Annotated in this window: 10 protein-coding genes; 3 read left to right on the top strand and 7 right to left on the bottom strand. The window is 61.5% G+C overall.

Annotated elements, in window-relative coordinates; all coding sequences use genetic code 11:
- Positions 1–313: 313 nt before the first annotated feature.
- The 7 genes from J1G35_RS27920 to J1G35_RS27890 form a co-directional block, all read right to left on the bottom strand.
- Complete coding sequence (locus tag J1G35_RS27920; protein ID WP_053140824.1) at positions 314–1069, bottom strand: ABC transporter substrate-binding protein; 756 nt, start codon at positions 1067–1069, stop codon at positions 314–316.
- A 66-nt stretch (positions 1070–1135) separates the two neighbouring features.
- The gene (gene hisF / locus J1G35_RS27915) at positions 1136–1906 is read right to left on the bottom strand and encodes an imidazole glycerol phosphate synthase subunit HisF (protein WP_003171107.1); all 771 of its coding nucleotides are present in this window, start codon (positions 1904–1906) and stop codon (positions 1136–1138) included.
- A 9-nt stretch (positions 1907–1915) separates the two neighbouring features.
- Entirely contained in the window at positions 1916–2653 is a 738-nt protein-coding gene (hisA, locus tag J1G35_RS27910; RefSeq protein ID WP_008435688.1) for a 1-(5-phosphoribosyl)-5-[(5-phosphoribosylamino)methylideneamino]imidazole-4-carboxamide isomerase, read from the bottom strand.
- A gap of 39 nt (positions 2654–2692) precedes the next feature.
- The gene (locus J1G35_RS27905) at positions 2693–2950 is read right to left on the bottom strand and encodes a DUF2164 domain-containing protein (RefSeq protein WP_053140827.1); all 258 of its coding nucleotides are present in this window, start codon (positions 2948–2950) and stop codon (positions 2693–2695) included.
- Positions 2951–3589: an imidazole glycerol phosphate synthase subunit HisH gene (gene hisH / locus J1G35_RS27900; RefSeq protein WP_131696918.1), complete on the bottom strand. Its 639-nt coding sequence runs from the start codon at positions 3587–3589 to the stop codon at positions 2951–2953. It abuts the gene before it with no gap.
- Positions 3589–4182: an imidazoleglycerol-phosphate dehydratase HisB gene (hisB, locus tag J1G35_RS27895; RefSeq protein WP_003218037.1), complete on the bottom strand. Its 594-nt coding sequence runs from the start codon at positions 4180–4182 to the stop codon at positions 3589–3591. The genes hisH and hisB overlap by 1 nt, the downstream gene beginning before the upstream one ends.
- 169 nt (positions 4183–4351) lie before the next feature.
- The gene (locus J1G35_RS27890) at positions 4352–6013 is read right to left on the bottom strand and encodes an OFA family MFS transporter (protein ID WP_053140833.1); all 1662 of its coding nucleotides are present in this window, start codon (positions 6011–6013) and stop codon (positions 4352–4354) included.
- Between the two features lie 324 nt (positions 6014–6337).
- On the opposite strand from J1G35_RS27890, the gene J1G35_RS27885 reads away from it, so the two are divergent.
- The 3 genes from J1G35_RS27885 to J1G35_RS27875 are packed head-to-tail and all read left to right on the top strand — an operon-like array spanning position 6338 to position 9890.
- Entirely contained in the window at positions 6338–8557 is a 2220-nt protein-coding gene (locus J1G35_RS27885) for an AsmA family protein (RefSeq protein ID WP_223016594.1), read from the top strand.
- Entirely contained in the window at positions 8554–9621 is a 1068-nt protein-coding gene (mutY, locus tag J1G35_RS27880; RefSeq protein WP_223016593.1) for an A/G-specific adenine glycosylase, read from the top strand. The genes J1G35_RS27885 and mutY overlap by 4 nt, the downstream gene beginning before the upstream one ends.
- Complete coding sequence (locus J1G35_RS27875; protein WP_106577463.1) at positions 9618–9890, top strand: oxidative damage protection protein; 273 nt, start codon at positions 9618–9620, stop codon at positions 9888–9890. Before mutY ends, J1G35_RS27875 begins: the two co-directional genes overlap by 4 nt.
- Positions 9891–9911 lie beyond the last annotated feature (21 nt).

Below are 9911 nucleotides of genomic sequence, written 5' to 3'. Positions count from 1 at the left end.
CTTGCCAGCGATAGCCATGGGTATCTACACAACTTTTCAGCCCCTGACAAATCTCCCTGTGGCGAGCGGGCTTGTCCCGCGTTGGGCTGCGTAGCAGCCCCAGTAAAGCAGAATGCGGTGTATCAGACCCTCTGTAGAGGCTGGTTTTGGGGCTGCTTCGCAGCCCAACGCGGGACAAGCCCGCTCGCCACAACAGCCCTATCTGCCGGGCGTTCAGCGTTGAACCAACGCTGTATAGATACCCACGCAGCGATAGCAGTCTTTCAGTCGCGCATCAGGTGACTGATGCCGGCGCCTACAGGTGTGCCGCCTGCTACAGATACTTCGCCATGATCTCGTCGACGACGCCGTCTTTACGCAGTTGATCCAACGCCGCCTGCAGCTTGGCCACCACCTCATCCGGCACGTCCTTGTTCAGCGCCAGGTACAACTGGGCACTGTTGAACCGCAGTACGGTCTTGAGCCCCGTCACACCGACCTGGCGCGCAAGATAACGCCCGGCCGGGTCGCCGGTGGCCCACAGGTCGATCTGGCCATCGACGAGCTTTTGCGCGTTGTCCTGGTCGCGCAACACCACGAGCGGATTGAGACCCTGTTTCTCCAGGGTCTCGGCGATGGCATCGCCCTTGTAGGCACCGATCTTGTAGCGGCGCGCGTGCTCCAGGTCGTCGAGTTGGATCTTGCTGTCGGCCTTGGCCAGCAACACCCAGTCGTCCGGGCCGATGGGGCCGACCCATTTGAATAACGCCTCACGGTCCTGCAGGCGGGCCATTACGAATACGCCGTAACCGGGTTTTTCCAAGGCGAGTTTGTAGATTCGCTCCCAAGGAAAACGCAGGGTCAGATTGTAGGAAATGCCGGCGCGCTTGAAGGTCTCGCGCACAATATCCACGGCGATGCCTTCGATGTTCTCGTCCTTGGCGAAGTTCTTACCGTTCTTGGCCATGTTGTAGGGCGGGAAATTTTCCGTCAGCAACACCAGGGAGGCGTCAGACGGTTCTTCGGCATGGGCCGAGCCGGCCAACAGGAGGGACGTACTGGCGACGGCGAGCAGCAGGTGTTTGAACATGAAAGTTACCGGAATCCATGGCAAGCGCAGAGAGTGCCGCGCGCCTGCCATGGTGTCCAGCAACGTTTAGCGAACGACGATACCGCGCGCCGCCATGTAGGCCTTGGCCTCAGGAACGGTGTATTCGCCAAAGTGAAAAATACTCGCCGCCAGCACCGCGCTGGCATGGCCTTCGATCACGCCGTCGGCCAGGTGTTGCAGGTTACCGACACCGCCGGAGGCGATTACCGGAATACCCAGCGCATCGCTGATGGCGCGGGTCACGCCCAGGTCGAAGCCGTTCTTCATGCCGTCCTGGTCCATGCTGGTCAGCAGGATTTCGCCGGCGCCCAGACCTTCCATCTTCATCGCCCACTCCACCGCGTCCAGGCCGGTGGGCTTGCGCCCGCCGTGGGTGAAGATCTCCCAGCGCGGGGTTTCGCCCGGGCCGGAGACTTTCTTGGCGTCGATAGCGACCACGATGCATTGCGAGCCGAAGTGCTGCGCGGCTTCGCCGACGAACTCCGGGTTGAACACTGCAGCCGTGTTGATCGAGACCTTGTCCGCACCGGCATTGAGCAGGTTGCGGATGTCTTGCACGGTACGCACGCCACCGCCCACGGTCAGCGGGATAAACACCTGGCTGGCCATGCGCTCGACGGTATGCAACGTGGTGTCGCGACCATCGACGCTGGCGGTGATGTCGAGAAAGGTGATCTCGTCGGCACCTTGCTCATCGTAGCGACGGGCGATTTCCACCGGGTCGCCGGCGTCACGGATGTTCTCGAACTTGACGCCCTTGACCACGCGACCGTTGTCGACGTCCAGGCAAGGGATGATGCGTTTGGCCAGCGCCATGGTCAGTCCTCAGCCGTTGTAGGCATCGCAGTAAGCCTGGGCTTCGGCGACGTCCAGGGTACCTTCGTAGATCGCACGGCCGGTGATGGCGCCGATGATCCCTGGCGCCTTGGCGTCCAGCAGCGACTTGATGTCGCCCAGGTTGTGAATGCCGCCGGAAGCGATCACCGGGATCCTGGTCGCAGCGGCCAGCGCTGCGGTGAACGGCACGTTGCAGCCCTGCATCATGCCGTCTTTGGCGATGTCGGTATAAACGATGGCGGACACGCCGTCGGCTTCGAACTGCTTGGCCAGGTCGATGACTTGCACGGTGCTGATTTCAGCCCAGCCATCGGTGGCGACGAAACCGTCTTTAGCGTCCAGGCCCACGATCACTTTGCCCGGGAACGCGCGGCAGGCCTCGGCGACGAAGGCCGGGTCTTTCACGGCCTTGGTGCCGATGATCACGTAGCTCACGCCGGCTTTGACATAGTGCTCGATGGTTTCCAGGGAGCGGATACCGCCGCCGATCTGGATCGGCAGGTTCGGGTAGCGCTTGGCGATCGCGGTGACCACCTCGCCGTTGACCGGCTGGCCTTCGAAGGCGCCGTTCAAGTCCACCAGATGCAGACGACGGCAGCCCCCTTCCACCCATTTGGCAGCCATGCTCACCGGGTCATCGGAGAACACGGTGGAGTCTTCCATACGGCCTTGGCGCAGACGTACGCAGGCGCCGTCCTTGAGATCGATAGCGGGAATAATCAGCATCTGGCAAACCTTATTCGATATTCAGCAATGCTTGGGAAATCAGGGCTTCTCAAGCGACCACAGGTCGCTTTCGAGGCTTTCGAACCTTTCTTTAAGGAGCGTCTGCGTATCGAAAATCGCCCTGTTGTAATAGTGCGGAGCCACTTCAGTGGTGAACAGCTCAAGGATCTCGGCGACCTCGAACGAGCCCAGCTTGAGCTCGAAGCGGTCCTCCATGAAGCGCTTGATCTTGAGGGTAGCCTCACTTTCCTGCTCAGGCGTGAGGTTCAAGATCGGCTGCTTCGGCTTCCTGGCCATTTACCAGCGTCCATCCCAGGCGGCGAAGTTCTGCAGCAATTGCAGGCCATGGGTATGGCTCTTCTCCGGGTGGAACTGCACGGCGAAACGCGAACCTTCGGCCAGCGCGGCGGCGAAGTCGACGCCGTAGTGCCCGCCCCCCACCACCTGGCCCGGTTTACCGGCGGCGATGTAGTAGCTGTGCACGAAGTAGAAACGCGCCATGTCCGGCACTTCGTGCCACAGCGGGTGGTCCACGGTCTGGCGGACTTCGTTCCAGCCCATGTGCGGGACTTTCAGGTGTTCGCCGTCTTCATGCAGGTCTTTGCCGAAGAATTTTACTTTGCCTGGGAACAGGCCGATGCAGTCGACCCCGTCGTTCTCTTCACTGCTGTCGAGCAAGGCTTGCATGCCCACGCAGATACCGAGGAACGGACGGTCCTGGCTGACTTCACGCACCAGGCTGTCAAAGCCCAGGCGGCGAATCTCGGCCATGCAGTCGCGAATCGCACCCACACCGGGGAACACCACGCGGTCGGCTTCGCGAATCACATTGGCATCGCTGGTGATCAGCACCTTGCCGGCACCTACGTGTTCGAGGGCCTTGGCCACCGAGTGCAGGTTACCCATGCCGTAATCGATAACCGCGACCGTCTGCATTACAGGACGCCCTTGGTCGAGGGCATTTGCCCGGCCATGCGGTCATCCAGTTCCACGGCCATGCGCAACGCGCGGCCGAAAGCCTTGAACACGGTTTCGATCTGGTGGTGGGTGTTGGTGCCGCGCAGGTTGTCGATGTGCAGGCTGACGAGTGCGTGGTTGACGAAGCCCTGGAAGAATTCCTGGAACAGGTCGACGTCAAAGCCGCCGACGGTGGCGCGGGTGTACGGCACGTGCATCTGCAGGCCTGGGCGGCCGGAGAAGTCGATGACCACACGCGACAGCGCTTCGTCCAGCGGGACATAGGCGTGGCCGTAGCGACGGATGCCTTTTTTGTCGCCGATGGCCTTGGCAAACGCCTGGCCGAGGGTGATGCCTACGTCTTCCACCGTGTGGTGGTCGTCGATATGCAGGTCGCCCTTGCTGACGATATCCAGGTCGATCAGCCCGTGACGGGCGATCTGGTCCAGCATGTGCTCAAGAAAAGGTACACCGATATCAAATCGGGCCTTTCCGGTGCCATCCAGGTTGATCGAGGCTTTGATCTGGGTTTCCAGAGTGTCGCGCTCGACGGACGCCTTACGTTCGGCCATCACCAGCTCCGCAAAATCATTGGGCGAAAAAGGCAGCCATTATAGGGGCGCGGGCGCTAAACAGAAACATCGAAGGGGATAAGACTGACGAATTGAAGCGGGGAATGTCGGGGGTAGACATGTATACACAAGCGGGCGCGCCAGGATGGTGCGCCCGCTTGTATTCAACTTAGTGGAACAGTACCGCCGTCTTCTGCAGGGTCACCCACACACCCCACGCCAACGGAATACCCACCACCAGCCAGGCGGCAATTGCCAATGGCACGGTGCCGGAGGCTGCTTTCCACTCCAGGGAAGTGCTGGCATCCGCACCTTTGTCGTGGCCCAGCGCCTGTTCGGCGGCCAGTTCTGCATCGGTCATGAAGTACTTGTCGGCCACCGGGCGGACCAGCAGGTTGCAGATAAAGCCCAGCACCAGCAGGCCAGCGAGGATGTACAAAGTGATGTCATAGGCGGCAGCGCGTTCAACGCCGATGCTCAGTTGATACTCACGCAGGTAGTTCACCAACACCGGGCCCAATACGCCCGCGGCTGCCCAAGCGGTCAGCAGGCGACCGTGGATCGCGCCGACCATCTGGGTACCGAACAGGTCCGCCAGGTAGGCCGGGACAGTCGCAAAACCACCGCCGTACATCGACAGGATGATGCAGAACGCCGCCACGAACAGCGCCACGTTGCCCAGGTGCCCCAGGTTCGGGATCAACGCATACAGAGCAAAGCCCAGGGCGAAGAACACGAAGTAGGTGTTTTTACGGCCCAGGTAGTCGGAGAACGACGCCCAGAAGAACCGGCCACCGATGTTGAACAGGCTCAACAGACCCGTGAAACCTGCAGCGATGGCCGCGATGGAGGCCAGCTGACCGGCGTCCAGTTGACCGAACGGCACATCAACACCCAGCAACTTGCCGCCAAACACTTCCTGCAGCAGCGGCGAAGCCATGCCGAGGATGCCGATACCCGCCGACACGTTCAGGCACAGCACCAGCCATACCAGGCGGAATTGCGGGGTTTTCCACGCCACATTCACATGCACGTGACGGTGAGTGATCATTGCGTTGCTGGCTTTTTTAGCCGGCGCGGTCCAGCCCTCAGGCTTCCAGCCAGTCGGCGGAACACGGTAGGACAGTGCGCCACCGATCATGAACACGAAGTAGATCGCGGCCATCACCAGGAAGCTTTGCCATACGCCCACACTGGTCGGCGAACCGAAGTGCCCCATCAGCGCTGCCGCCAGCGGGGCGCCCACCATTGCGCCGCCGCCGAAGCCCATGATCGCCATGCCGGTGGCCATGCCGCGCTTGTCCGGGAACCACTTGATCAAGGTCGATACGGGCGAGATATACCCAAGGCCCAGGCCGATACCGCCAATGACCCCGGAGCCGATCCACATCAGCCAGATCTGGTGGGTATAGATACCCAACGCCGAGATCAGCAGGCCGCCGCACCAGCACAGCGCCGAAACCACACCGGCCTTGCGTGGACCGGCATGCTCCAGCCAGCCACCCCAGATCGCTGCCGAGCAGCCCAGGAAGATGAAGAACAGGGTGTAGATCCAGCCCAGCATGGAGATGGGCCAGTCGCATTGGGACGAGAAGACTTGGGCGATAAAGCTCATGTCCGGCGCGCAGGCGACCGGTTTGGTGATACCCAGCGCCTTGGACAGCGGCAGCCAGAACACCGAGAAGCCGTAGGCCATGCCGATGCACAGGTGGATGGCCAGGGCGGCCGGTGGAACCAGCCAGCGGTTGAACCCTGGCTTGGCGATAATGCGCTCCTTGGACAGGAACGCTGGCTGTGCGGCGGTAGCGCCAGCCACATTGCTAGTGCTCATTGGTGTATCCCCCAGTTATTAGTATGCGTTCGTCAGGCGCTCTCCCCCTCGGCCTTGCACGCAAAGCGTGGCCGTTTTGTTGAGTGAAGCTCCATTTTGGCGCGACGATAAGTCGCAGAAGGCGAACGAACGGCCGAAGATTAGCATTAGCCGATGACAGAAAAACCAAAATGACATCATCTTTTTGCGATTTTTCGGTTTTATTGGCGTCAAAAACCCGTTTTCGCCCCCATGGATACAATGTAACGATCGGTGACCTGACGCCGGCCATCGGGCGTTATACTCTGCGGCTAAATTTTGAAATCGACATACAAGGACTCGCCCATGAAAGCGTTCGGCAAAATCCTGGGTCTGGTACTTCTCGGGTTGTTGCTGATCATTGTGGCTCTCGGCTTTGCCCTGACCCATCTCTTCGATCCCAACGACTATAAAGACGAGATTCGCCAGATTGCCCGCGACAAGGCCCACATCGAGCTGACGCTCAATGGCGATATCGGCTGGAGCCTGTTCCCCTGGCTCGGCCTTGAACTGCACGAAGCCAGCGTGGCGACCCTGACTACGCCGACCCAACCGTTTGCCGACCTGCAAATGCTCGGCCTGTCGGTGCGCGTGCTGCCGCTGTTGCGTCGCGAGGTGCAAATGAGCGATGTGCGTGTCGAAGGCCTGAACCTGCGCCTTAACCGCGACAAGCAGGGCCATGGCAACTGGGAAGACATCGGCAAGACCGCGCCGGTAGCCACCACCGACACGCCGGCCACTCCCGCCCCAGCACAGCCGGCCCCCGAGGTAAAACCGGAGAAGCCGGCCCAGCCGATCCGCCTGGATATCGACAGCCTGACGATCAACAACGCCCGCGTCGAATACAACGATGAGCTGACCGGCAAGCAATTCAGCGCCGAAAGCATCCAGCTCAGCGCCGGCGCCGTGCACGAAGGTGCGAGCATTCCGGTCAAGCTCACCGCCTTCTTCGGCAGCAACCAGCCGGTGATGCGCGTCAAGACCGAGCTCAACGGCAACCTGCGTATCGAGCGAGCGCTCAAGCGCTACCAGTTCGAAGACATGAAAGTCACCGGCGAAGCCACGGGTGAGCCGCTGCAAGGCAAGACCGTGACCTTCTCCACCCAGGGCCAGTTGCTGGTGGACCAGGCGGCCAATATCGCCGAATGGACCAACCTGAAACTCTCGGCCAACCAGCTGCGCGCCCTGGGCGAGCTGAAGGTCAACGACCTGGACAAGACCCCGCAGCTCAGCGGCGCGCTGTCCATCGCCCAGTTTGACCTGGCCAAGTTCCTCGACAGCGTCGGCAATCCGCTGCCGCCGATGGCCGAGGGCAGCCTGAGCAAGGTCGAGTTGGTCAGCCGCCTCAAGGGCACACCGAACAGCCTGGCGCTGGAAGACCTCAACCTGAAACTCGACGGCAGCACCTTCACCGGTCGCATCGCCGTGGACGACTTCGCCAAGCAAGCGCTGCGCGTGCAGCTCAAGGGCGATACCTTCAACGCCGACAACTACCTGCCGGCCAAGTCCGAATCAGCCAAAGGGGCAAGCGCCGCACGCCAGGCCGAAGTGCAGAACAGCGAAGCCGGCGCAATGGCCGCCGGGGGCACCACACCGCTGCCGGAAGCACCGACCAAAGGCGCCTGGAGCACCGACAAACTGCTGCCACTGGCCCACCTGCGCACGCTGGACGTAGACGCCGACCTCGCCTTCGGCCAACTGACCCTGAGCAAATTGCCGATCCAGAATGCCGTGCTCAAGGCCTCCGGCATCGATGGCCAGCTCAAGCTCGACACCCTGAGCGGCGGCCTCTACAACGGCACCTTCCAGGCCAATGGCACGCTCGATGTGCGCCAGGATATTCCAGTGCTGGCCCTGCAAAGCCGGATCAAGCAAGTGCCGGTCGAACGCATCCTGCAGGCACAGGGGCAAACGCCACCGGTGAAAGGCCAGGTCACTCTCGACAGCAACCTCAGCGGCCGCGGCAACAGCCAGAAAGCCCTGATCGACAGCCTCAACGGTACCGCCAGCTTTGTGATCAACAACGGTGTGCTGCTCAACGCCAACCTCGAGCAGCAACTGTGCACCGGTATCGCCCTGCTCAACCGCAAGACCTTGAGCGGCGAACAACGCGGCAAGGACACCCCCTTCCAGGAGTTGAAGGGCAACCTGACCTTCCGTAACGGCGTGGCCAACAACCCCGACCTGAAGGTGCGTATCCCCGGGCTGACCGTCAATGGCAACGGTGACGTCGACCTGCGTGTGCTGGGCATGGATTACCGCGTCGGTATCATCGTTGAAGGCGACCAGCGCGAAGTACCGGACCCGGCCTGCGAAGTCGGCTCCAACTTCCAGGGCATCGAAGTGCCGCTGCGCTGCCGTGGCCCGCTGGAACTGGGCGCCAAGGCCTGCCGCCTGGACAAGGACGGCCTGAGCCAGGTCGCGATCAAGGCGGCCGGCAATAAGCTCAGCGAGAAGCTGGAAGAGAAGCTCGACAAGGTCAACCCGCAGCTCAAAGATGCTTTGAAAGGCCTGTTCAAACGATGAGAGACGAGCAGTTTTCAACGGCGGTGCTGGACTGGTATGACCGCCACGGCCGCCATGACCTGCCCTGGCAACAGGGCATCACGCCTTACCGGGTGTGGGTCTCGGAGATCATGCTGCAACAGACCCAGGTGAGTACCGTCCTCAATTACTTCGACCGTTTCATGGCGTCCCTGCCAACGGTCGAAGCCCTGGCCGCCGCGCCGGAAGACGAAGTGCTGCACCTGTGGACGGGCCTGGGTTACTACACACGGGCGCGCAACCTGCAAAAGACCGCGAAGATCGTGGTGGCCGAGTACGGTGGCGAGTTTCCAAGGGATGTGGAAAAACTCACTGAGTTGCCCGGCATCGGCCTGTCCACCGCCGGCGCGATTGCCAGCCTGAGCATGGGCCTGCGCGCGCCGATCCTCGACGGCAACGTCAAACGCGTACTGGCGCGCTTTACCGCTCAAGAGGGCTACCCAGGCGAACCCAAGGTAGCTAAACAGCTGTGGGCTACCGCAGAGCGCTTCACGCCCCATAATCGCGTCAATGCTTACACCCAGGCGATGATGGACATGGGCGCCACCCTCTGCACCCGCAGCAAACCCAGTTGCCTGCTGTGCCCGCTGGAAAAAGGCTGCGAAGCCCACATGCTCGGCCTGGAGACGCGCTACCCGATCCCCAAGCCGCGCAAGACCATCCCGCAGAAACGCACGCTGATGCCGATGCTGGCCAATGCCGAGGGCGCGATTCTGCTTTACCGTCGCCCTTCCACCGGCCTGTGGGGCGGCTTGTGGAGCCTGCCCGAGCTGGACGACCTGCAAGACCTCGAACACCTGGCCAGCCAGCACGCGCTCGAACTGGGCAAACACCAGGCACTGCCAGGGCTGATCCACACCTTCAGTCATTTCCAACTCGCCATCGAACCCTGGCTGGTCCAGGTCGAGGAATCCGCCCATCACGTGGCCGAGGCCGACTGGCTCTGGTATAACCTCGCCACCCCGCCGCGCCTGGGCCTTGCCGCCCCGGTAAAGAAACTGCTGAAACGCGCGGCCGATGTATTGAACGCAGGAGAGTCGTCATGACCCGCACCATCATGTGCCGCAAGTACCACGAAGAATTGCCTGCCCTGGAACGCGCGCCGTTTCCAGGCGCCAAGGGCCAGGACATTTTCGACAACGTCTCCGCCAAGGCCTGGGCCGACTGGCAAAAACACCAGACCCTGCTGATCAACGAAAAACGCCTGAACATGATGAACGCCGAAGACCGCAAATACCTGCAAGGCGAGATGGACAAGTTCTTTTCCGGCGAGGATTACGCCAAGGCCGACGGCTACGTGCCACCTGCTCAATAATTGATCAAAAACCGGGGTCGG

The sequence above is a fragment of the Pseudomonas sp. SH10-3B genome (assembly GCF_019891415.1).
Classification (GTDB): Bacteria; Pseudomonadota; Gammaproteobacteria; order Pseudomonadales; family Pseudomonadaceae; genus Aquipseudomonas.
This window is presented reverse-complemented; position numbering and strand designations above follow the sequence as displayed.

What these genes read in the sequence shown, in the direction of transcription:
- hisB (WP_003218037.1), bottom strand. Translation starts at nt 4,182, where the DNA reads ATGGCCGAACGTAAGGCGTCCGTCGAGCGCGACACTCTGGAAACCCAG.
- hisF (WP_003171107.1), bottom strand. Translation starts at nt 1,906, where the DNA reads ATGGCGCTGGCCAAACGCATCATCCCTTGCCTGGACGTCGACAACGGT.
- J1G35_RS27920 (WP_053140824.1), bottom strand. Translation starts at nt 1,069, where the DNA reads ATGTTCAAACACCTGCTGCTCGCCGTCGCCAGTACGTCCCTCCTGTTG.
- hisA (WP_008435688.1), bottom strand. Translation starts at nt 2,653, where the DNA reads ATGCTGATTATTCCCGCTATCGATCTCAAGGACGGCGCCTGCGTACGT.
- hisH (WP_131696918.1), bottom strand. Translation starts at nt 3,589, where the DNA reads ATGCAGACGGTCGCGGTTATCGATTACGGCATGGGTAACCTGCACTCG.
- J1G35_RS27905 (WP_053140827.1), bottom strand. Translation starts at nt 2,950, where the DNA reads ATGGCCAGGAAGCCGAAGCAGCCGATCTTGAACCTCACGCCTGAGCAG.
- J1G35_RS27875 (WP_106577463.1), top strand. Translation starts at nt 9,618, where the DNA reads ATGACCCGCACCATCATGTGCCGCAAGTACCACGAAGAATTGCCTGCC.
- J1G35_RS27890 (WP_053140833.1), bottom strand. Translation starts at nt 6,013, where the DNA reads ATGAGCACTAGCAATGTGGCTGGCGCTACCGCCGCACAGCCAGCGTTC.
- J1G35_RS27885 (WP_223016594.1), top strand. Translation starts at nt 6,338, where the DNA reads ATGAAAGCGTTCGGCAAAATCCTGGGTCTGGTACTTCTCGGGTTGTTG.
- mutY (WP_223016593.1), top strand. Translation starts at nt 8,554, where the DNA reads ATGAGAGACGAGCAGTTTTCAACGGCGGTGCTGGACTGGTATGACCGC.